The 22,288-nt window shown below is 58.3% G+C and carries 19 protein-coding genes; 14 read left to right on the top strand and 5 right to left on the bottom strand.

Annotated features, from left to right (window positions below; translation table 11 throughout):
* Positions 1 to 21 precede the first annotated feature (21 nt).
* On the bottom strand, positions 22 to 864 hold the full coding sequence (locus tag HEP89_RS02670; protein ID WP_077290707.1) for a transporter substrate-binding domain-containing protein: 843 nt from the start codon (positions 862 to 864) through the stop codon (positions 22 to 24).
* Positions 865 to 1,232: 368 nt separating this feature from the next.
* On the opposite strand from HEP89_RS02670, the gene HEP89_RS02665 reads away from it, so the two are divergent.
* Positions 1,233 to 1,928, top strand: a complete 696-nt coding sequence (locus HEP89_RS02665; protein WP_168691287.1) for a glycosyltransferase — start codon at positions 1,233 to 1,235, stop codon at positions 1,926 to 1,928.
* Between the two features lie 53 nt (positions 1,929 to 1,981).
* Here the strand turns inward: HEP89_RS02665 and moaB are convergent, their stop codons facing one another.
* Positions 1,982 to 2,539: a molybdenum cofactor biosynthesis protein B gene (gene moaB, locus HEP89_RS02660; RefSeq protein WP_031269714.1), complete on the bottom strand. Its 558-nt coding sequence runs from the start codon at positions 2,537 to 2,539 to the stop codon at positions 1,982 to 1,984.
* Between the two features lie 187 nt (positions 2,540 to 2,726).
* On the opposite strand from moaB, the gene HEP89_RS02655 reads away from it, so the two are divergent.
* The 6 genes from HEP89_RS02655 to HEP89_RS02630 all read left to right on the top strand — a co-directional run bounded on the left by HEP89_RS02655 (position 2,727) and on the right by HEP89_RS02630 (position 10,301).
* A complete protein-coding gene (locus tag HEP89_RS02655; protein WP_023001961.1) occupies positions 2,727 to 3,953 on the top strand; it encodes a PLP-dependent aminotransferase family protein in 1,227 nt (408 codons plus the stop codon).
* A 39-nt stretch (positions 3,954 to 3,992) separates the two neighbouring features.
* Entirely contained in the window at positions 3,993 to 4,637 is a 645-nt protein-coding gene (locus HEP89_RS02650) for a ceramidase domain-containing protein (RefSeq protein ID WP_075282315.1), read from the top strand.
* A 107-nt stretch (positions 4,638 to 4,744) separates the two neighbouring features.
* Positions 4,745 to 7,039, top strand: a complete 2,295-nt coding sequence (locus HEP89_RS02645) for an NADP-dependent malic enzyme (RefSeq protein ID WP_023001959.1) — start codon at positions 4,745 to 4,747, stop codon at positions 7,037 to 7,039.
* 81 nt (positions 7,040 to 7,120) lie between these two features.
* On the top strand, positions 7,121 to 7,468 hold the full coding sequence (locus HEP89_RS02640) for a chorismate mutase (RefSeq protein ID WP_077293159.1): 348 nt from the start codon (positions 7,121 to 7,123) through the stop codon (positions 7,466 to 7,468).
* Positions 7,469 to 7,539: 71 nt separating this feature from the next.
* Positions 7,540 to 8,664: a PQQ-dependent sugar dehydrogenase gene (locus HEP89_RS02635; RefSeq protein ID WP_209014420.1), complete on the top strand. Its 1,125-nt coding sequence runs from the start codon at positions 7,540 to 7,542 to the stop codon at positions 8,662 to 8,664.
* Positions 8,665 to 8,996: 332 nt separating this feature from the next.
* Positions 8,997 to 10,301 carry a DEAD/DEAH box helicase gene (locus tag HEP89_RS02630; RefSeq protein WP_023001956.1) on the top strand — a complete coding sequence of 435 codons (1,305 nt, stop codon included), beginning with the start codon at positions 8,997 to 8,999 and terminating at the stop codon, positions 10,299 to 10,301.
* Positions 10,302 to 11,497: 1,196 nt separating this feature from the next.
* Here HEP89_RS02630 and HEP89_RS02625 read toward each other — a convergent pair.
* Complete coding sequence (locus tag HEP89_RS02625; RefSeq protein ID WP_023001953.1) at positions 11,498 to 13,174, bottom strand: electron transfer flavoprotein-ubiquinone oxidoreductase; 1,677 nt, start codon at positions 13,172 to 13,174, stop codon at positions 11,498 to 11,500.
* Positions 13,175 to 13,555: 381 nt separating this feature from the next.
* Here HEP89_RS02625 and HEP89_RS02620 point away from each other — a divergent pair, with 381 nt between their 5' ends.
* The 4 genes from HEP89_RS02620 (at position 13,556) to HEP89_RS02605 (ending at position 16,468) form a co-directional block, all read left to right on the top strand.
* On the top strand, positions 13,556 to 14,515 hold the full coding sequence (locus tag HEP89_RS02620) for a uracil-DNA glycosylase (RefSeq protein WP_077293157.1): 960 nt from the start codon (positions 13,556 to 13,558) through the stop codon (positions 14,513 to 14,515).
* A gap of 147 nt (positions 14,516 to 14,662) precedes the next feature.
* Positions 14,663 to 15,259, top strand: coding sequence for a PilZ domain-containing protein (locus tag HEP89_RS02615; RefSeq protein WP_167579495.1), 597 nt, complete (start codon positions 14,663 to 14,665; stop codon positions 15,257 to 15,259).
* A 118-nt stretch (positions 15,260 to 15,377) separates the two neighbouring features.
* Positions 15,378 to 16,235, top strand: coding sequence for a S49 family peptidase (locus HEP89_RS02610; protein WP_077293156.1), 858 nt, complete (start codon positions 15,378 to 15,380; stop codon positions 16,233 to 16,235).
* A gap of 47 nt (positions 16,236 to 16,282) precedes the next feature.
* Complete coding sequence (locus tag HEP89_RS02605) at positions 16,283 to 16,468, top strand: hypothetical protein (RefSeq protein ID WP_023001949.1); 186 nt, start codon at positions 16,283 to 16,285, stop codon at positions 16,466 to 16,468.
* A 53-nt stretch (positions 16,469 to 16,521) separates the two neighbouring features.
* Here HEP89_RS02605 and HEP89_RS02600 read toward each other — a convergent pair whose 3' ends face one another.
* Positions 16,522 to 17,913, bottom strand: coding sequence for an MATE family efflux transporter (locus HEP89_RS02600; RefSeq protein WP_168691286.1), 1,392 nt, complete (start codon positions 17,911 to 17,913; stop codon positions 16,522 to 16,524).
* A 289-nt stretch (positions 17,914 to 18,202) separates the two neighbouring features.
* On the opposite strand from HEP89_RS02600, the gene HEP89_RS02595 reads away from it, so the two are divergent.
* Positions 18,203 to 19,171 carry a glycine--tRNA ligase subunit alpha gene (locus tag HEP89_RS02595; RefSeq protein WP_055657898.1) on the top strand — a complete coding sequence of 323 codons (969 nt, stop codon included), beginning with the start codon at positions 18,203 to 18,205 and terminating at the stop codon, positions 19,169 to 19,171.
* Positions 19,172 to 19,289: 118 nt separating this feature from the next.
* On the opposite strand, the gene HEP89_RS02590 is transcribed toward HEP89_RS02595, so the two are convergent.
* Positions 19,290 to 19,619, bottom strand: coding sequence for a hypothetical protein (locus HEP89_RS02590; protein WP_077290703.1), 330 nt, complete (start codon positions 19,617 to 19,619; stop codon positions 19,290 to 19,292).
* A gap of 188 nt (positions 19,620 to 19,807) precedes the next feature.
* Here HEP89_RS02590 and HEP89_RS02585 point away from each other — a divergent pair, with 188 nt between their 5' ends.
* Together HEP89_RS02585 and HEP89_RS02580 are read left to right on the top strand one after the other, a co-directional pair.
* Complete coding sequence (locus tag HEP89_RS02585; RefSeq protein ID WP_077293155.1) at positions 19,808 to 20,368, top strand: LemA family protein; 561 nt, start codon at positions 19,808 to 19,810, stop codon at positions 20,366 to 20,368.
* Between the two features lie 10 nt (positions 20,369 to 20,378).
* The coding region (locus HEP89_RS02580; RefSeq protein ID WP_168691285.1) for a DUF2207 domain-containing protein at positions 20,379 to 22,288 on the top strand (1,910 nt) is incomplete at its 3' end.

The following is a 22,288-nucleotide window of genomic DNA, read 5'->3' as shown; positions in this document are numbered from 1 at the left end:
GACTGCAGACCAGGCCGGAATTCAGGAACCGCCACGATCATCGTGACCTGGCCGGCGACCAAGGTATTTGATCAGGATCGCATCCAGCGTCCCGTCGGACTGCATCTCGCGAATGGTTTCGTCGTAGCGTCCGGGAAGGCTTTCGATGTCCGGGTAGGTCGAAGCTTTGGCAAAGACGTTGTAGTAGGGCTTCGTTATCAGCGGCAGCGGTAACGTCGCCAACTGGTCCAGCCTCCCGGCCTTCTTTTCCTCGTAGAGCGTGCTGATGGTGTTCATGGGAACGGCATCCACACGCTTTGCCAGCAGCATGCCGATCTGGAGATTGTTGCTGGCGACCGTCTGAAAGTCGAGGCCGGCGTTGAGGAACTCCGGCGTATAGGCGAAATCCTGCGTGATACCGATCTGCAGCCCCTTCAGGTCGTCGTAACCTTCGAAACGGATTGTCCCGGCATCTTCGGCGCGGATGAAGAAGCTCCAGCTGATGTCGATGTAGCTTTCGTCCGGATAGTTCAGGTACTCCATCCGGTCCGGCTTCTTGGAAAACAATAGCAGCATGTCCGCCCGTCCGGCGCGCGCTTCCTGTTGGATGCGGGTTCCGGATTCGACCAGTTCCAGCGAATAGGAAAGGCCGAGACGGCGCATGACTTCATCGAGAACTTCGACGTCGATACCCTTGTACACCCCATCTTCAAGAAACTTGTATGGCTCTTCCGGGGTTGCCAGCACCACGAGGTCTCGGGCCGATGCTGTCCCGGCCAGCAAAGCCATGGACAGAACAAACCCGGCGAGCCCCGTGAAAATCCGACTGAGCGTCTGCGTCAGGTATCCTGCGCCTGAAGTTGGCTGTTGATCGGGTGTCGTCATGGCGCGATCGCTTGGGTTCTGGTCGAAGTAAGAGCTTTCAGCTTTGGTATGCACTCTTAAGATAACATGAAATCCGGCACTTCCATTTGCCAGAGAGGGGCTATTTTCCTGAAAACCGTCAAATGGATACCGATCGGTTTCACACTGGAGCAACTTTTCACGGCCCTATGACAAATGTGAAAGAGGTACTGCTACAGCTTTCGCCCGGTCTTTTCTTTTCATGCAACCAAAGTAGACATTACCTGGCGATATATATCGCGAAGGTTGGTGACCGATTATTGGAGTTTGTTAAGAGCCCCAACAAAAAACAGCTCCCGCTTCGTCACCGACACTCGCACTTTGAAAAAAATCATGTAAAACTTGAGATCATGATCAGCGTCATCATTGCGACAAGAAATTCCGAAACCGAGCTCGTTCACGCGCTTTCGGCCCTGGTGCCGGCAGCTGCAGAGGGCGTTATCCGCGAAGTTATCGTGGTCGATGGTGGTTCGTCGGACAATACCGAGAAGGTTGCCGACGCGGCCGGGTGTGTTTGGATCAGCCGGGGCAATGCTTCCCGCAGCGAACGCCTTGCCTATGGCGCCTCCATGGCGAGCCGGGGCGACTGGCTATTGTTCCTGCGGCCGGAAACGCTTCTGGAAAGCGGCTGGCATCATGAGGCCCAGGCCTTCATCGAGCGGGCAGCCCGTGCCTCCAACGGTCCACGGACCGCCGCAAGCTTCCGCCTTCGCTATGAGGCTTTCGGGCTCAGTGCGCGGGTAAGCGAGTCTTTTGCAGCCTTGCGGTCTCAACTGCTTGGCATGCCTTACGGTAACCAGGGCCTGCTGATCTCCAGACAGTTTTATCAGAAGCTCGGCGGCCATCGGCCGCTGCCGGAGCTGGAAGATCTCGATATCGCCAAGCGTATCGGACGCGGGCGGATGGTGTTCCTGCGGGCTGCCGCCGTCTCTTCGGGTGAACCCGAGCGGGAAGGGATGTTTTCCAGGTTCCGCCAGGCCTTCGCACGCTTTTGCGTCGGTACCCTGCGCATTCCAGCAAGTGTTGCCGTCAAGTTGCACGGCTGAACAAGGCACTGCACGGTTCTGGGCGGAGACGCTCTTCTTCGGTGTGGTGGCGCTCACGCCTCCCGCAGCTTGCCGCGCTTCAGGTGCTCGTCCAGCCTGGGCATGATCTCCACGAAATTGCAGGGCATGTGACGATAGTCCAGCTGCCATTTCAGGATACCGTCCCAGGCGTCCTTGCAGGCGCCTGGGGAACCGGGCAGCACGAAAATATAAGTCGCCCCGGCGACGCCGCCGGTCGCACGGGACTGGATCGTGGAGGTGCCGATCTTGTCGTAGGAGATCCGGTGAAAGACCTCTGAAAAGCCGTCCATGCGTTTTTCGAACAGAGGCTCCATAGCCTCCGGTGTCACGTCACGGCCGGTAAAGCCGGTGCCGCCGGTCGAGACGATCACATCCACGCCCTTGTCATTGATCCAGCTTTTGACGACCGCCTGAATGGCCGGAACGTCGTCGGTGACGATCTGCCTGTCCGCAAGCGTATGTCCTGCCTTTTCGATCCGGTCCACCAGCGTGTTGCCGGAGCGGTCTTCTTCCAGCTTGCGCGTATCCGATACCGTCAGCACAGCAATGTTGAGCGGAATGAACGGACGGGTTTCATCGAGACGGGACATGGCGAACTCCTTTGCTCTCCAGACATAGGCAATAGCCGCAATGGCTTCCAGAGGCAGCAAGCAAACTGTCGCGGCATTTTGATATTGAAATAAAATTACAAAAAATAACAAGATTGAGACACTTGCAAAAAAGTTAGGTCAGTATTATTGACTTAAATAACCAATCCAAAAATGCAACGAGCCAACAATGACAACCTGGGAAAGCCTATACGCCCGACGCGCCAGCCGCATGCGCGCCTCGGAAATCCGTGAACTCCTGAAACTGCTGGACCAGCCGGATGTGATCAACTTCGCCGGCGGCATTCCCGACCAGGCTCTGTTCCCCGCCGAAGCGTTCAAGGCAGCCTATCAGGAAATTCTGGCAGGTCCGGACGCGGGCCGCGCACTGCAATACGGCATGAGCGAAGGCAGCGCCCGTCTGCGCAACTGGATCGTCAGCCACATGCGCCGCCTTGGCGTCGAGTGCGGACCAGAAAATATTCTTGTCACCTCCGGGTCTCAGCAGGGGCTCGATTACATCGGCAAACTGTTCCTGACGGAAGGCGATACCGCATTGGTGCAGTGGCCGACCTACCTGGGCGCATTGCAGGCTTTCAATGCCTATGAGCCCGGTTACGACCGGCTTGACCCTGGAGCCAACCGCCCTGCGGAAGATTATGCGGCAACCGCGCGCGAAAAGGGGGGACGGATCAAGTTCGCTTACCTTTCTCCCGATTTCGCCAACCCCACGGGCCTGACGGTGGATCTGGCCGAGCGACAACGCCTGCTGGCACTGGCCGGGGAACTCTCCTGTGCAGTCATTGAGGATTCGCCCTACGAGGCGCTGCGCTATGACGGCGAACCGTTGCCACCGATGCTGGCGCTTGATTGCGAAGCCTCGGGAGGCATCAACAACGCCCGCACACTTTACTGCGGCAGCTTTTCCAAGTCGCTCTCACCGGGATTGCGCCTCGGCTGGATCTGTGCGTCGGCTGAAGTCATCTCCAGGCTGGTTCTGATCAAGCAGGCGAGTGACCTGAACTCGCCGGTGCTCAACCAGGAAGCCATGGCCCGGGTTGCCGAAAATGTCTTTGAAGCGCATACGGCAAAGACGAATGCGGTCTACAAGTCCCGACGCGATGCAATGCTGGCCGCGCTTGAGCGACACATGCCGGCTGGCGTCAGCTGGACCCGCCCGGAAGGGGGCATGTTCATTTGGATGACCCTGCCCGAAGGTATGGACGCGGCAACTCTGCTGGAAACCTCCATCGAAACGGCGCGTGTCGCCTTCGTTCCCGGCCGTGCGTTCCATCCGGATGGCACCGGGGCGAACACCCTCCGGCTCAGCTTCTCCTGCAACGACTATCAGAAAATCGAAGAAGGTATTTCAAGGCTTGGCCGCTTGATTACCGAAACTGTCACGTCCAAGTTGTAAGTCCTTCGAGGGAAGAAGCAGGGGCGGGTGTTGGAGCCGATGGCGCTGACCGACAAGCTGGACAATTATTGTGAGCGGATCGGGCCGGAGTTCTGGTCCGAGCCGCTCAATGCGCTCACCAATGCGGCTTTCCTGATTGCGGCCATTGCCGGATACATGCTCTGGCGCCGCAAGACACCGGACGATCTCTTTGCCCTTGTCCTGATCGGCATCGTCTTCGTGACCGGCCTGGGGTCGTTCCTGTTTCACACCTTCGCGACACGTTGGGCGAGCCTTGCCGATGTCATCCCGATCGCGCTGTTTATCCATGTCTATCTCTTTGCGGCGCTGAACCGGTTTCTGGGTCTGTCCTGGTGGGCGGCGCTAGGCATCGTTATCGTGTTTTTCGCAGTCACGCCCTTTGCCGGGCGCGCGGTTGCCCCACTGGTCGGCTCATCTGCAGGCTATGTGCCTGCGCTGTTGGCGATCTTCGTGGTGGGGGCACTGTTTCTTCGCAAGAATGTGCGGTTCGGGCGTGAGGTGTTGCTGACAGGTGTCGTCTTTGCCGTTTCACTGACATTCCGGACGCTGGACGGCCCGGTTTGCGATCAACTTGCCATTGGCACGCATTTCCTGTGGCATATCCTGAACGGGGTCGTGCTGTTTTTGCTATTACGGGTTCTCATCAGGCAGCGCGCCGGTTAAATCACACAGAGTATTCACGAAATTGCAGATCATCCTTGCGGACAGGCCGCAGAGCTTTGCAGAACAACAATATGACCTTAGGGAAGAGGCAGGAGACAGGGACCGTCATGAGCGACAGCAGCAAGACCGGAAGTGATCTGACCGAAGCGGCCCTGTTCTATCACGAGCATCCGCGCCCGGGAAAACTGGAGATCCAGGCAATCAAGCCGCTGGGCAACCAGCGCGACCTGGCGCTGGCCTATTCACCCGGCGTGGCCGCGCCGTGCCTTGCGATTGCCGACAATCCGGCACTGGCAGCCAATTACACCTCGCGCGGCAATCTGGTCGCCGTCATCTCAAACGGCACGGCAGTGCTCGGCCTCGGCAACATCGGTCCGCTGGCATCCAAGCCGGTGATGGAAGGCAAGGCGGTTCTCTTCAAGAAGTTCGCCGGCATCGACGTCTTCGATATCGAGGTGGCCCAGACCGACGTTGAAAAATTCGTCGATGCGGTTTCGGTTCTGGAGCCGACCTTTGGCGGTATCAACCTGGAAGACATCAAGGCGCCCGAATGCTTCATGATTGAATCGAAGCTCCGGGAACGTATGAAGATCCCGGTCTTTCACGACGATCAGCATGGCACGGCGATCATCGTCGGTGCCGCGGTTCGCAACGGTCTGGACCTTGCCGGCAAGAAGATCGAGGAAGCCAAGATTGTGGCGTCCGGTGCGGGCGCGGCTGCGCTTGCCTGCCTCAACATGCTCGTCTCGCTGGGGGCGAAGCGGGAGAACATCTGGGTTACCGACATTGAAGGCGTCGTCTATGAAGGCCGCGAGGCGCTGATGGACGAATGGAAGGCGGTCTTTGCCCAGAAGACGGATTTGAGGTCGCTCGATCAGGTAATCGACGGCGCCGATGTCTTCCTGGGGCTGTCCGCTGCCGGCGTGCTGAAGCCGGGCATGGTGGAAAAGATGGGCAAGGGCCCGCTGATCCTGGCGCTCGCCAACCCCAATCCGGAAATCATGCCGGAGGACGCCAAGGCTGTCCGTGACGACGTGGTCATGTGTACCGGACGGTCCGACTACCCGAACCAGGTCAACAACGTCCTGTGCTTCCCCTACATCTTCCGGGGTGCGCTCGACGTCGGGGCGACCACCATCAACGAGGAAATGAAGCGGGCCGCCGTCGAGGCAATTGCTGGCCTTGCGCGCGAGGAACCGTCCGACGTTGCCGCCCGTGCCTACGGCGGCAAGACCGAAACCTTCGGGCCGAACTACCTGATCCCTTCGCCGTTCGATCAGCGCCTGATCCTGCGCATTGCACCGGCTGTTGCCAAGGCGGCCATGGCAACAGGTGTCGCCACGCGCCCGATCGAGGATTTCACGGCCTATCTGGACCGGCTGAACCGTTTTGTCTTCCGGTCCGGCCTCATCATGAAGCCGATCATCCAGAACGCCAGCAAGGACCCGCAGCGGATCATTTATGCCGAGGGCGAGGACGAACGTGTTCTTCGTGCCGCTCAGGTGCTGATCGAAGACAATATCGCCAAGCCGATCCTGGTTGGCCGTCCGGACGTTCTGCAGCAACGCTGCGAACGCTTTGGCCTGCGCATTCGTCCCGATGTCGATTTCGAGTTCGTCAACCCGCAGGACGATCCGCGCTACCGTGAGTATGTCGACGAATATTTCGAGTGTGTCGGCCGCAAGGGCATGCCGCCCAATGCAGCGCGGACGGTCGTGCGCACCAACACCACGGTAATTTCCGCCCTTGCGGTGCGCCGCGGCGATGCCGATGCGGTCATTTGCGGTCTGGAAGGCCGGTTTATCCGCCATCTGCGGGACATCAAGCAGGTGATCGGCGTTTGCGAGACGGCCAGGGACCTTTCGGCCATGTCGCTGCTGATCAACTCGCAAGGGGCCATATTCCTGTCGGATACCTTCGTGACGGAAGACCCGACCGCCGAAGAGATCTCCGAAATGGCCAACCTCGCGGCTGAGGAAATCCGGCGCTTCGGTATCGAGCCGAAGATCGCCCTGCTGTCGCTTTCCAACTTCGGTTCTCGCGACACGGCGTCCTCGCGCAAGATGCGCGAAGCGCTGGAGATGATCTGGAAGCGCTATCCGGAACTGGAAGTCGATGGCGAAATGCACGGCGACAGCGCGCTCAGCGTGGAGCTGCGTGAGCGGGTGATGCCGGGCAGCAAGTTGAAGGGCGAGGCCAACCTGCTTCTGTTCCCGAACCTGGATGCGGCCAACATTGCTCATAACCTTCTGAAGGTTTCGACCCAGGCGCTTCATGTCGGACCGATCCTTCTGGGCACGGCCAAGCCCGCGCATATCCTGACACCGTCTGTCACCTCGCGCGGCGTGGTGAACATGTCGGCGCTTGCCAGCGTCGAGGCACAGACCCGGTCCGCCGGCTAGTCCTGCTTCAAATCGCGCCTTCTGTTGAACAAGGCGGACCGGTACAACCGGTCCGCTTTTCCATTTTTCAAACGGCCTGCCATGACCCTTGTGAAACAGCCAGCCGACTGCGTCAGCAAAACGGATATCCGCACCGCAATTGATGCGCTTGACGAAGAACTCCTGCAGCTCTTTGCCCGTCGCCAGGGCTATGTCCGGCGGATGGCGGACCTGAAACAGCACCCTGATGAGGCCTTTGATCATCAGAGGATTGAAACAATGGTGGCTGCTCTGAAAGACCGGGCGGAAGAATTGGGGCTGGAAGGCGCCCAGGCGGAAGCGGTCTGGCGAACGCTGATCGACTGGAACGTGGCCTTCGAGAAGCGAACAATCGCCGCACGACTCGAGGCGCTGCAGGACGAGCCGACGAAACCGGGCTCCGATTTTTAGCACCGTGCCGGGTTTTCCAGACCGTTCGGTCTCCTACCTATCAGGGAGTATGGATCGTCCGTGGAGCCCCAATGACCCTGAATTCGCATCTTCTTCCAGGCGTGGCCGCAATGGCCGCAGCGCTCGTCCTGCCGATTGTCCCTGCCGCTATGGCCCAGTCCGCGGTTCAGCTGGAAACCGTTGCCACGGGATTGTCCTACCCATGGAGCGTCGCTTTCCTTCCGGAGGAGGGCTACCTGGTGACGGAACGCGACGGGACCGTGAAGCACATTGATGCATCCGGCAGGCAGAGCGAAGTTACCGGTGTTCCGGAAGTCTTTGCACAAGGACAGGGTGGTCTGCTGGACGTGGCGCTCAGCCCGGACTTTGCCACCGACCGGACGGTCTTTCTGTCCTATTCCCAAGGATCGGCAGAGGGCGCCGGTACATCCCTGTTCCGGGCGAAGCTTACCGGTGCCTTTGAGGGAGGCTTCGCGCTGGAAGATGGCGAGACGATCTTTTCCGGCAACAACAAGGCCTACGGAGGCCGCCACTTCGGATCACGCCTCGTTTTTGCGCCCGATGGCACCTTGTTCATGACCGTCGGTGAGCGGGGAGACGGCGAGCGTGCTCAGGATACCTCGGACCACGCCGGATCGGTGTTGCGTCTGGCGAGGGACGGTCAACCTGCTCCGGACAATCCCTTTATCGGGCAGGAAGGCTACAAGCCGGAAATCTGGTCCTATGGTCATCGCAATCCGCAGTCGGCTGCGATCCATCCTGAAACCGGCGTTTTGTGGACAGTTGAACACGGGGCACGTGGCGGCGACGAAATCAATATTCCCGAAGCCGGAAAGAACTATGGCTGGCCGGTGATTTCCTACGGACGCCATTACTCCGGGGCAACCATCGGTCAAGGCACGTCGAAGGAAGGCATGGAACAGCCGGTTCACTATTGGGATCCCTCCATCGCGCCGTCCGGCATGGCCTTTGTAACCAGCGACCGATATCCCGACTGGAAGGGCGACATGCTGGTTGGTGCGCTGGCCGGACAGCACCTTGCCCGTGTTGACCTCGACGGCGGAGCGGTTGTCGGCGAGGAAAAGCTGCTGACGGATCTGGGCGAGCGGATACGCGATGTCCGGCAGGGCCCCGATGGCTACGTCTATGTTCTGACAGACAGCGACGATGGCCGGTTGCTGCGGCTGCAACCTTGAGGCAGGCCGAACTTTTTGAGCTGTAAGCGCTTTTGCGGCTTCTCTGCTTGACATTAGGGCCGTTCCCGACGATATACCGCACTGCAACCGCTGCCGCGTGAGCAGAGAGTGCGCCCCGGACAAGAGAAGTTTCTTGGCGGGCAGTCGCAAGAGGGTTGCCACTTCAAGAACCCAATGAGGGGTTCAACCAGTTCCCATTTCACGCGAGGGTCTGGCGGCAGAGAGACCGGGTAGCGATGGCTGCCGGCTGTGCCGCATTCCAACTTCAAGTCGCACCGTCAATGACGTGCGGCTTAACAAGCGTTTGTTTCGCTTGAACCAAGGATTTTATATTGACCGACTTTCAAAGCCTGGGACTCTCCAATGGCCTTGTGACTGCCGTTACCGAAAACGGCTATGACGCTCCGACACCGATCCAGCAAAAAGCCATCCCGTTGATCCTGGAAGGCCGGGACCTCATGGGTCTGGCACAGACGGGTACGGGCAAGACGGCTGCTTTCGGCCTGCCGTTGATCGACCGGCTTCTCCTGGAGAAGAAAAGAGCGGTTCCCAAGGGCACACGGGCGCTGATTCTGGCTCCGACCCGCGAACTGGTGAACCAGATCGCAAAGAACCTGATTTCCTTCCTGAAGCATACGCCGCTGCGGGTTTCCTCCGTTGTCGGTGGTGTGTCCATCAATGGCCAGATCAAGCGGCTCTCAAAGGGCACCGACATTCTGGTGGCAACACCGGGCCGGCTGCTGGACCTGGTAGATCGTGAAGCGATCGACCTGCGCACCGCTTCCTACCTGGTGCTCGACGAAGCCGACCAGATGCTCGATCTGGGCTTCATTCATGCCCTGCGCCGGATCGCGGGCCTGGTGGCCGACAAGCGCCAGACCTTGCTGTTCTCCGCAACCATGCCGAAGCAGATCAACGAGCTGGCACAGTCCTATCTGCGCAACCCGGAGAGGGTCGAAGTTGCTCCGGCCGGCAAGACCGCTGACAAGGTTACCCAGTCAGTTCATTTCATGGACAAGAACGACAAGGGCGACTTCCTGGTTGATCAGCTTCGTGACAAGCCGGACGGGCTGTCGCTGGTGTTCTGCCGCACAAAGCACGGTGCGGAACGGCTGATGCGCAAGCTGGCGCATTCCGGAATTTCCGCTGGCTCGATCCATGGTAACAAGAGCCAGAACCAGCGTGACCGCGCGATCAAGGATCTGCGGGAAGGCACCATCAACGTGCTCGTGGCAACCGATGTTGCCGCTCGCGGCATTGATATCCCGGGTGTCAGCCACGTTTATAACTTCGAGCTGCCGGAAGTTGCGGAAGCCTACGTTCACCGAATTGGCCGTACGGCCCGCGCCGGTGCGGAAGGTGAGGCGATTGCCCTGTGTGCTCCGGAGGAAATCGGTCTCTTCCGCCAGATCGAGAAGCTGATCGGTATCGATATCACGGTTGCCGGTGGTGAAATTCCGCCGATGTCCGCGGCTGCCGGGCGCGCAAAGCGCGGCGGAAACCGGAATGGCAACAGCAAGCCGGGCGGCAAGAAGCCGTTCCGCAAGCAGTCGTCCTCCGGCGCCAACGACAACGCGTCCGAAAACCGTCGTCCTCCGCGTCGCCGTCGTCAGAACACACGCAGAGATGCAGCCTGACGACTGACGGGTTACGTCGCAGTTCATTGTGATGTGAAAAAAATTGCACCGGGAAGTGGCCTTCCCGGTGCCGAACCTTGTGGTCGATGGGTTTCAGAACTGTTGAAACAGTGCTGAATGAATTTGGAGGATGAACCGCCTGATCCGAACCAGAACCGCCGCCGGCTGGTTATGACCCTGCTGTCTTCCTGTCCACAAGGTATCCAACCGCTTGCGCGGCTCGATCTCGTTAAGCTTTCGGGAAAACCGCGGGAACTCCGCGAAGAACTTGTAGAAAGTCACCAAGATCTTGGTGATTTGCTACAAATTTGCCCCGTGAAAGTAAAAGTAAATTAACCAACGCGAGACTGCAATCACAACCAGCTGGTCGCTATTTGGTATGTGGATAAATAGATTTATCAGTAATTTCAGCTAGTTAGTTTGTTTTTGGTGAAATAGCGATGGATTTGACGAACAACCTCAGATGGAGTTGATGGTTGAGTGGTTGAAATAAACGCTTAGATTTCAAAGAATTGGCTAATTCATTTTCTTAATTTATTGTTATATAGAAAAAATTTATATACCCTCTGAAGGTCGATAAGTTCCTTATCACATTGTTTATAAACGGAAAAACCCGGCAATAGTTATACTGTCAAATATCGCGATGTATTGATCGGTATTTTCGAACAACTCTTATTTTCCAGGCTCCGTGTTTTCAGTTAAGGCGTATTCCAGACATTTTTTGACCAGTTGGTATAATTTTGTCTTTTGGAGTCATAACAAGTTTTTATTCGTCTCATTATTTATTTGACCTTGCCGTAGGGGGAGTTTATTCCGGCGCCATCACGGTTTTGGTTAACAGAATTAAACAAATCGAAACCCGAAAAAAATCCAGATCATCTCTGGGATAAATGTGCACGCTGGCTCCATCGGGACCAACGACCTCATAAGAATTGCCCGTTGTTAATACGGGTACGAACTTGTGGCGCGGGCAACCACGCGGCAGCAAGCGGAGTGGCATGTCCACTCGGCCTTGTCCGTGTGTTTGACAACCGCAACAGGCTGGACCCCCACATACGCCAGCCTGATTACGACCCATCGGCCGCAAGACTGCAGCACCGGGAAGGCTTCCTTTCCGGTGCTGTTCGTTTTTCAAGGCACAAAAAAACCACGGGTTTCCCCGTGGCTTTCAATGTTTTCCAGTTTGGCAGCGAACCTTACATGTTCGGATAGTTCGGTCCACCGGAGCCTTCCGGAACGGTCCAGTTGATGTTGCCGTTCGGGTCCTTGATATCGCAGGTCTTGCAGTGGACGCAGTTCTGCGCATTGATCTGGAACCGCGGCGCATCTTCGCCTTCCTCGATCCATTCGTATACGCCAGCCGGGCAATAGCGGTTGGACGGACCGGCAAAGACATCGTGTTCCGAGCGCTTCTGCAGTGCCTCGTCCTTCACCTTCAGATGGATCGGCTGATCTTCTTCATGGTTGGTGTTGGAGAGGAACACCGAAGACAGCTTGTCGAAGGAAACGACACCATCCGGCTTCGGATAGTCGATCTTCTTGCAGTCCTTGGCCGGCTTCAGGGTGTCGGCGTCCTTCTTGCCGTGTTTCATTGTGCCGAAGAAGGAGAAGCCGAACAGCTCGTTGGTCCACATGTCGAGACCGCCGAGGGCAACACCGATAGCGGTGCCGAATTTGGACCACAGCGGCTTTGCGTTGCGCACACGCCAGAGATCCTTGCCGATCGGGCTTTCGCGCCAGGCTGTGTCGTAATTGGCCAGCTCGTTGTGTGCTTCGCCGCGGCCGATTGCGGCCATGACTTCTTCTGCCGCCAGCATGCCGGACAGCATGGCATTGTGGGAGCCCTTGATCCGCGGCACGTTGACGAAGCCTGCGGAACAACCCATCAGCAGACCGCCGGGGAATGAGAGTTTCGGCACGGACTGGAAACCGCCTTCGGTAATGGCACGGGCACCATAGGAAATACGCTTGCCGCCTTCGAAGGTGTCACGGATCGCCGGGTGCGTCTTGAAACGCTGGAACTCGTCAAAGGGCGACAGCCAGGGGTTTTCGTAGTTGAGGTGAACCACGAAGCCGACAGCGACCTGGTTGTCTTCCAGGTGATAGAGGAACGAGCCGCCACCGGTCTTGCCGTCAAGCGGCCAGCCGAAGGAATGCTGCACCAGGCCAAGCCGGTGCTTCTCCGGGTCGATCTGCCACAGCTCCTTGATGCCGATGCCGAATTTCGGCACGTCGCTGTCCTTGTCGAGGTCGAATTTCTCGATCAGCTGCTTGGCCAGAGAGCCACGTGCGCCTTCACCGATCAGGGTGTATTTGCCGCGCAGCTCCATGCCGCGTGTAAACATGGCATTGGGTTTGCCATCCCGGCCAATGCCCATGTCGCCCGTCGCAACACCAACCACGTTGCCATTATCGTCATAGAGGATCTCGGCAGCTGCAAAGCCCGGGTAGATTTCAACGCCGAGCGCTTCAGCCTTTTCGGCCAGCCAGCGGCAGACATTGCCAAGCGAGACGATGTAATTGCCGTGGTTGTTCATGAGTTTCGGCATGAACATGTTCGGCAAACGCATGGAACCTGCCGGCCCCAGCACGAGGAAGTGGTCGTCGGTTACTGCCGTCTTGATCGGCGTGTCTTCTTCGCGCCATTCCGGAAGCAGCTTGTCGAGAGCGATCGGATCAATCACGGCGCCGGAGAGAATATGCGCGCCGACCTCGGATCCCTTTTCCAGTACGACAACGCTCAGCTCTTCGCCCTTGTCGTTGGCGATCTGTTTCAGCCGGATCGCAGCTGCAAGACCGGCGGGCCCTGCGCCTACGATCACAACATCCACATCCATGCTTTCGCGTTCGCCAAGCGCTTCTTGTTCGCTCATCTTTTTCTCCCTCCGCCCAAAGGGCAACTTCTGCGCCGCCAGGTGCTCAAATCAAGTGAACCAGCGTATGGATAACGGCTGATGCCCAATTGTTAGAGCAACTTACCTGCGTCCGTTCGGAAGCAGCGCCTATTAGCCCTTACCGCCTATTTGCCCCATTTTGCAGCGCAAAACACGACATTTTTCATCGGCAATTGCGAAATTTCGCCGCTATTCCTTCAGTTGGGCATCAGATAGACCAAAGCAGGCGCAGGGCGTCAAGTGCTTAGTTAACGTTTACGTAAACGTAACTAATGGGTATTCCCGGCAGTTTCGAAAATGTGCACAGGCTTTGGAAAACCGGCCGGATTGATAGTGGTCTGGCGCTGCATGCTTGTAGAAATGATCGGGGCGGTTAAACTCCGCGCCGGAGGCAGCCTCTTGCAACAGATCCCGAACGACCCGAGACACCTTGAAGCCCTGCTGGATTTTTATGCCGGTGCGGGTGTCGATTGTTTTCTTCAGGACGAACCCGTCGATTGGGTAGCGCTGACGCGTGCGCAGGCAGCGCAGCGTGCGCTGGCCGGTCAGCAGGCAACAGCCCCCACGCATGCTCAGCAGCCCCGGCAACAGGCCCCGGCAGGCAATTTCCAGGGGCAGACAGGCTCTCCGGTTCCGGCAGCTCCCGTTGCTCCCCAGACGATTTCCGTGCCGCCCGCAGTTGCGGGGCAAGCGCCGGTCTTGCCCGACAGGGAGATAATCGCCGCAGCCCGGGATCTGGCGGCATCTGCCCCGACTCTCGAGGAACTGCGCAATTGCCTGGGCGGTTTCGACGGCTGCAACCTCAAGCTGACCGCCAAGAAGCTTGTGTTTGCCGACGGCAATCCACAGGCGAAGCTGATGTTTGTCGGCGAGGCGCCGGGCCGCGACGAGGATCTTCAAGGCTTGCCTTTTGTTGGCCGGTCCGGCCAATTGCTGGACAGAATGCTGGGTGCGATCGGTCTGGATCGCTCGTCGGCCTATATCGCCAACGTGGTTCCCTGGCGGCCACCTGGCAACCGGACACCGACACCGCAGGAAACCGAGATCTGCAAGCCGTTCATTCTGCGCCAGATCGAACTGGTCAATCCGGACGTGCTCGTCTTTCTCGGTGCGGCATCCGCCAAGACCCTGCTCGGGGTACAGGACGGCATCCGCAAGATGCGCGGGCGCTGGATGACCTATCCCTGCAAGGGCAGGGAAATCTCGGCTATCGCCACTTACCATCCAGCGTATCTTTTACGCAGTCCACTTGAGAAGCGATTGTCCTGGCGTGACTTTCTGGCGATCAAGCAGAAGCTGGCAGAAAAAGCAGCGCAATAGCCTTCGGACTGCATGGTTTCCTGCAATCATCCAAACGTTTCTTCTTTTTCAGATCAAAAGTGACCTTGCGTTAACTTGGATTTCAGACTACAGGTTGTAACATTGAGTGTGTAACGCTCTGGGTGATTTTAACAACCGGTCATGACGATGGATGCAGACAAATGCATTTCGGCGCTCGTCGTCGACTTGGCGGACATGTCGTGTTTCGAAGCAACGGCCTATGATCTGACAGAGAACGGCTGTTGGATTGCGTCCGACAGGGTTGACCTCCTGAAGGAGGAGGTGGGCTTGCGCCTTGCCGGGTTCGACAAACTGGTCCGCGGGACCGTGATTGCCTTTGGCGATCAGCAAGCGCAAATTTCTTTTAGGACCAAACGAGAGGCGTCAGGCGAAAAACGCCGCGAGATCCGGCGGCAAGTCTGGATCACGGCAATCGTTTGCGGCAAGACCAATTCGGCAACAATGAGATGTCGGATCGTTGATGCCAGCAGGTCCGGATGCCGGCTGGAAGGCGACAAGCTGGATCGACTTCCCGATGACATCGAGGTCTCCATTCCCGGTCTCGATCTGCCAATCAGTGCAGAAATTGTCTGGCGCAAGAACAACCAGGCCGGTGTCAGGCTCACCTGGCCGTTCGAAGCGTCGCCCAAGCCCAAACCGGAAGACGTTCTGGAGCGCATGAAAGAAGAAGACGAAAAGCCGAAACGCAAGCGCAAAAAGAAGATCAGCGCTTTCGGTGGTTGAACAGCGCTTGGGCGCGTTAAACCGTGCGACAAGGTTTTGACGGCCTGGAGTCTTTGCAAGCGGGCTTTGCGTACATATATCGGATGGAGTTTGTGAACTCTTTCAGGGCCTATTGCGCGTGATTTCATCCCTTCGCCGGTTTCTTCCCAAACCCTTTCGAAACGATAAGCCTGTCATTCCGGTCGTGCGCCTGCATGGGGCAATCGGTGGCGGTGGGCCGCTGAAGTCCGGATTGTCCCTGGCGACCGCGTCCATCCCCCTGGAAAAAGCCTTCTCGATGAAGAAAGCACCGGCGGTGGCCCTGATGGTCAATTCGCCGGGTGGCTCGCCCGTTCAATCGAGGCTCATCTTCAAGCGGATCCGGGACCTGGCCAAGGAAAACGAGAAGGACGTTCTGGTTTTCGTTGAGGATGTGGCTGCCAGCGGCGGTTACATGATTGCGCTCGCAGGGGACGAGATCTTTGTCGATCCGTCGTCCATCGTCGGCTCGATCGGTGTGGTTGCAGCCGGGTTCGGCTTCACGGAGATGATCAAGAAAATCGGCGTTGATCGGCGCGTTTATACCGCAGGTGAAAAGAAGGTGACCCTCGATCCCTTCCAGCCGGAAGTGCCGGAAGACATCGAATACATCAAGAGCCTGCAGCTCGAGATCCACGAGACCTTCATCGACATGGTGAAATCGCGTCGCGGTGACGTGCTCGCAGATGATCCGGATCTTTTCACGGGCAAGTTCTGGACCGGGCGCACCGGTGTTCAGCTTGGGTTGGTCGACGCGATCGGCGACCTGCGCGAAGTGATCAAGGACCGGTACGGTGACAAGGCCGAGCCAAAATTGATTTCTGCACCGCGTGGCCTTTTTGGCCGCAAGGCCGGGCTTGGTGTCGGCCTTGCAAAGGGCCGACTGCTGGACGGGGTCGGCGAGGAGTTGATCTCCTCTGTCGAGGAACGGGCAATGTGGATGCGCTACGGCCTTTAAAAAGGCACAATGCCTGTGTGAAAATCGGGTGAGCAAGGGGAAAAAACATGACCGAATTGATAGGCGTCGCCGCATTGGCCGTGGGAGGTTACTGGATCGTGCAGCGCGTGAAGCGCAAGATGGCCGAGGTTGAAAACCAGATTTCCAGGGCAGCTGCAAAAGCCGATCCCAATGGCCGCGGTGCCAAGCTTGTGCTTGACCCGGTCAGCGGCAAGTACCGTCCGCAAGCCTGACGCAACGGCGGGCAGTTTGCCCGCCCGCCGTCAGGTGCTTTGTTTCAGCGGTTTCAATTTGCCGGTACCGCCCGGAAAAGTCCCCAGCGCGCTGTCCCGGTGCGCGCGGTAATACCGAGCAGGACCAGCGTCACCACCAGCAGCATCAGTTCCGCCAGCGGACTGGACAGCCAGATGCCGCCCTCTCCGAAATAGACCGGCATCAGGAACACCAGCGGCAGAAAGAAAGCATAGGGTTTGGCGAGGCTCAGCAGAGCTGCCCGAGCCGCATCTCCGAGCGCCTGAAAGTAGGTCGCAACCATGAACAGCGGCCCCGCGACAAAGTAGAGCGCCATTATCACCGGAAGGATCCGGCCGACTTCCGCCGCCACGCCTGGATCGTCGACAAATGCGAAACCGACCTGGTGTGAGAACAGCGTGAGCACGAGTTCCGCAAGGCCGCAGTAGACAAGGGCCACAACCAGGCCAGCCCGCAAGGTGCTGTCCGAGCGATGCCACAGACCTGCCCCGATATTGTTTCCGATCATGGACTGTAGCGCCTGGGCAAGTCCCAGGAGAGGCAGATAGCAGAAGGTCATGACCCGGGTAACGATCCCGAAAGCGGCGACCGTTGCCTCGTAACCGCTGGCACCGGCCGTCTGCAGTGCGGCGATGGTTGCGGCGGAGCCCAGCGCGATGCCGATGAAGCTGAGGCTCTGAGGTGCACCAAGCATCAGGATATCGCGCCAGAAAGATGTCAGCGGATATCGCAGGAGCGCGGACGGTGACAATTCCGTTTTCCCGCTCAGTCTTAGACCCAGCATGATTGCAAGCGCCATCGCCTGTGCCAGCACGGTTCCGGCCGCACTACCGGCAACACCGTAATCGTAGACCGCGATCAGCAGATAATCGAAGGCGATGTTGGCCAGCGAAACAAGCAGGCTGAAGCCTGCCATTACAACCGCGAGGCCTTCGTTGCGCAGCGCGTCAGCATTTACCGACAGCACGAACATCAGTGGTGTGAAGGCAACCGTGATGGCCATGTAGGTATGGCTCATACCGGCAATCTCCACTGAACCGTCAGCGGCGGCCCGGGTGAGGCCGTCACCTACACCCAGGAAGAGGGCGATCACGATGCCAGCGATGGCAAGTGCCAGGCCGTGGGCACCGGCAAAAACCGCTTCGGCTTCGGCACGAAGGCCGGCTCCGAGTTTGCGGGCGAGCACGCTGGACATGCCGCTGGCAACAAGTGTCGCCAACGCCGCAAGCAGCATATAGGCAGGAAACATCAGCGTGACGGCGCTGAGGGCATCCGGCCCGACGAAAAGGCCGAGGAATATGGCATCGACCACGGTCAGCAACCCGTTCATGCTCATCACCAGGATGATGGGCAAGGCGGTTCTGGCCAGGGTCGGAAGGATTGGCCCATGCGTATAGGCGTTGGGCCGGGATATGTCGGAAGACATTCCGTTCTCCATCAATGGGCATTTCGATCGGGAAGGAGGGGCTCGCATTGCCACCAGCGCGAAATGCGTGGGGAACAGAAAGTCTTGAAGACCAGAATTTCACCGTGACTGTCGTCCGCGAGCGGCAGGCATTCTGAAGCCGGTGCGAGGGATACCTTGGTGCCGGCGCTCCGTCAATCTGAAACCGCCACGCCCGCTTCGCCTTGACCTTGCCCCGACATCGTGGCACCTGTCGCCCAAACCGGCGATACGTGCACGCCGGGCACAGCCATATTCGCGGAACATCTTCATGTCGACTGAAACCCTGCCGGCGCACATGCGGCCGGAAAACTCCTTTCAAGGCCTGATCCTGACCCTGCAGCGCTACTGGGCCGACCAGGGCTGTGTTGTGCTTCAGCCTTACGACATGGAAGTCGGCGCCGGTACGTTCCACCCGGCGACCACGCTGCGTTCACTCGGCCCGCGTCCGTGGCGGGCTGCCTATGTGCAGCCGTCGCGCCGCCCGACCGACGGCCGTTATGGTGAGAACCCGAACCGTCTGCAGCACTACTACCAGTTCCAGGTGATCCTGAAGCCGTCACCGGCAAACCTTCAGGAGCTCTATCTGAATTCGCTCTACGCGATCGGCCTTGACCCGAAGCTGCACGATATCCGCTTTGTGGAAGACGACTGGGAAAGCCCGACCCTGGGGGCCTGGGGCCTCGGCTGGGAATGCTGGTGCGATGGCATGGAAGTCTCCCAGTTCACCTATTTCCAGCAGGTGGCAGGCTTTGAATGCTCGCCCGTCTCCGGCGAGCTGACCTACGGCCTTGAGCGCCTGGCGATGTATATTCAGGGCGTCGATAACGTCTATGACCTCAACTACAACGGCATGGAAGGCGATGCCAAGGTCACCTATGGCGATGTTTTCCTGCAGGCCGAGCAGGAATACTCGCGGCACAATTTCGAGCACGCGGACACCGAAATGCTGTTCCGCCATTTCAAGGATGCCGAAGCCGAATGCCGTTCACTGCTGGAAGCCGGTGCGAAAGCTCGTGAAGCTGCCGGTGCCAATGTCCATCAGGTGGTGCTGCCAGCCTATGACCAGTGCATCAAAGCCAGCCATGCCTTCAACCTGCTCGACGCGCGCGGCGTCATCTCCGTGACCGAGCGCCAGAGCTATATCCTGCGTGTCCGCGAACTGGCCAAGGCCTGCGGCGCTGCCTTCCTTGAAACGGAAGCCGGCGGTGTCGGCTATCACAACCAGGCTGCGGAATAACGCATTCCGGCTTGAGGCGGATCTTTTTGATCAATCGAATGCGGGGCCAGGTTGGCCCCGTTTTCGTCAGGCAATATCCAGGTTGTTCATTTTACCGCTACCAGCAACCTGTGAAGGCTCACTCGGGTTCCGAGCCCGGCTCGGGCTCCAGTTCACAGGCGAAGCGCATGTCGCCGATGTCCAGGTGGCTTGCCTGTCGATTGCCGGAAAACCGGGTGTTTCCCCGCTCGAAACTTTCTCCCGAAGCGCCCGGAACCGGGTCAAGCAGGACTTGCGTATGTGCCTTTCCGCCAACAGGTCCGGAAAGCGTCGCGGGCCCCGGTTCCTGCGGGTTGAAGATGACGTGAAAGACCAGATCGCCATTCGAACAGCGATATTGGTCAGCAAGCGAGGCATGGGCCTCTTGCGTTGCCAGCACCAACAGCAGCACCGCAAGTACCGGGATCATTCTGCAAAGTTGCAAGACGCACATTGGTGGCCGACCTTTCGTTCAGGCGTTTCAGGCAAGCTTGCCCAAGCTTATCTGCAATCCTGTGTCGAAGATTACAGAATGACTCAATTCAGGCGTCGGTCGCTTGAAGAAGATGACAAGTCAGCACCTCCCGGTTAGCTTCCAGAACACATTTTCTGGAGGTGATTGTCTTGTCCTGGTTCTTTCTTGCAGCGCTGGTTGCGCTATCTGTTTTTGCGATCGTTCTTTACAACGGACTTGTCAAGAAACGGCAGATGGTCGAGGAGGGCTGGAGCGGCATCGATGTCCAGCTCAAGCGGCGGGCAAATCTCATTCCCAACCTTGTCGAGACCGTGAAAGGCTACGCCTCGCACGAAAAGGAAGCGCTCGAGGCCGTGACCAGCATGCGCGCGCAAGTTTCGGCAGTGCCGAAGGACGACGTTGCAGGCCGTGCAAAGGCAGAAGGAGAACTCAGTCATGCTCTCGGTCGCCTGTTTGCAGTTGCGGAAGCCTATCCAGACCTGAAGGCAAGTCAGAACTTTTCCGACCTTCACAATTCGCTGGACGAGATCGAAAACGCCATCCAGATGGCGCGCCGTTATTACAATGGCGCGGTCCGGAACCTGAATGTTGCGGTCGAGAGCTTCCCATCCAATCTGATTGCCAACCAGTTCAAGTTCGAAAAGGCCGAGTACTTCGAAATCGAAGACGAGGCTGACCGCGCGGTTCCCAAGGTTCAGTTCTGAGGTGCGCGCAATGCTGAACCGGATCTCCGCCGGCATCCTGGCCGTCTTCGTCCTGCTGACTGCCGGACTTTGCGCGCAAGCAGACGAACGCATCTTGAAGTTCGTTTCCGATATTGACGTTGCGAGCAATGGCACGCTGACGGTTACCGAAACGATTACCGTCAGTGCGGAAGGCGATCAGATCAAGCGGGGCATTTTCCGCGATATCCCGCTTGCGGTGGAAGGTGCAAACGGGCGCATCTACAAGGCCGGCTTCAAGTTGCTCTCGGTGCTGCAGGACGGCGCTCCGGCCTCCTACCACACCAACGAGAACAGCCAGGGTGCGCGGATCTATGTGGGGGACGAGAACACCTTCCTGTCACCGGGCAACTACACCTACACCTTCACCTATGAAACCAATCGGCAAATCCGTTTCTTTGAAGACCATGACGAGGTCTATTGGAACGCGACCGGCAACGAATGGATCTTCCCCGTTGATGAGGCCATCGCGCGGGTCGTTTTGCCGGAAGGGGTGAAAGCCAGCGCATGGACGGCCTATACGGGCGGCTATGGCGAAACCGGAAATGCCTTTGAGGCACAGAGCGCCCAGGGTGGTTCTGAGATTATCTTCCGGACAACCGAGGTTCTGGGGGCCTACGAAGGCTTGTCGATCAACGTCAGCCTTCCGAAAGGCGCAATTGCAGCGCCTACGGAAGCCGAACAGCTGGAGTATTTCGTCGAGGACTACAGATCGGAGCTGATCGGAGGAGCCGGGGTGCTGCTGGTGCTGCTTTATTATTTCGCAGCCTGGTGGATGGTTGGCCGGGATCCTTCTGAAGGTGTTGTTTTCCCGAGGTTTTCACCGCCTTCCGGCATCTCGCCGGCTCTTGCCAAATACATTGTCAACCGAGGATTCGGGGATGGTGGCTGGGTGGCCCTGTCTGCAGCCTGCCTCAACCTCGCGGTCAAGAAACGCTTGCGACTTGAAGAGACGGATGGCGATACAACTCTGGTTCTGAACCGGAAAGGACGGGAAGGTCAGATCCCGGGCTTCGGGCTGCCCAGGGGCGAAGCTGCGCTTGAGGACTGGCTAAGCGGACGGGGGAGTCCGTTGACCCTCAACAAGGACAACGGCACCTCTATCCAGGCGCTGGGGAAAAAATTCCGGGCGGCTATCGAGCGGGAGAGCCGAAACGTCTTTTTCAGGGCGAACAGGGGCTATCTCATTCCCGGGTTCATACTAAGCCTGGTTACCATTGTCGCGCTGCTGGCTTTCGGTGGACTGCAGCCGGGTCAGGAAGGGTTCGTCATCGTCTTTCTGGTCTTTTCCGTTTTTGCGACCGTCATTTCAGTCAATCTGGGGAGGGCCATCTTCCGCTTCGCCAGCATGAAACTGCGTATGGCGCTGATCTTCATAGTCTTTGGTCTCGCAATATCAGGGGCAGCTTTCGGTGCCTTCCATGTGAATGGCGGTGTGGATTCCTTGCCTGTTCTGCCGTTCATCGCGGTGGCGCTGGTTGCCCTCAACATCCTGTTCTTTTTCCTGATCGGCGCACCGACGGCAATCGGCCGCCAGGCTCTCGATGAAATCGAGGGTCTTCGGATGTATCTGAGCGTGGCGGAAAAGGAGCGGCTCAATATGGAAAAGCTTCCGGATATGAGCACGGATCATTTCGAGGAGCTTTTGCCCTACGCCGTTGCGCTTGGCGTCGAAAAGCCCTGGGCAAAGGCCTTCGAGGCCTGGCTGACAACCGCTGCCGGGGCGGCTGCGGCCGCCAGCTACCATCCGGGCTGGTACTCCGGCAATCACTTCGATGCCCGGCACGTGTCCGACAGCCTCGGCCGGACGGCAAGTTCCATGGCTGGCTCCTTCCAGTCGTCTCTGCCAGCTCCGAAATCCTCCAGCTCCGGATCGTCGGGTTCCTCCGGCGGCTTTTCCGG

It is taken from the genome of Labrenzia sp. 5N (assembly GCF_012395805.1).
Taxonomy (GTDB): domain Bacteria; phylum Pseudomonadota; class Alphaproteobacteria; order Rhizobiales; family Stappiaceae; genus Roseibium; species Roseibium algicola.
Note: the sequence above shows the minus strand (reverse complement) of the source record. Positions and strands in the feature narration are given on the sequence as shown.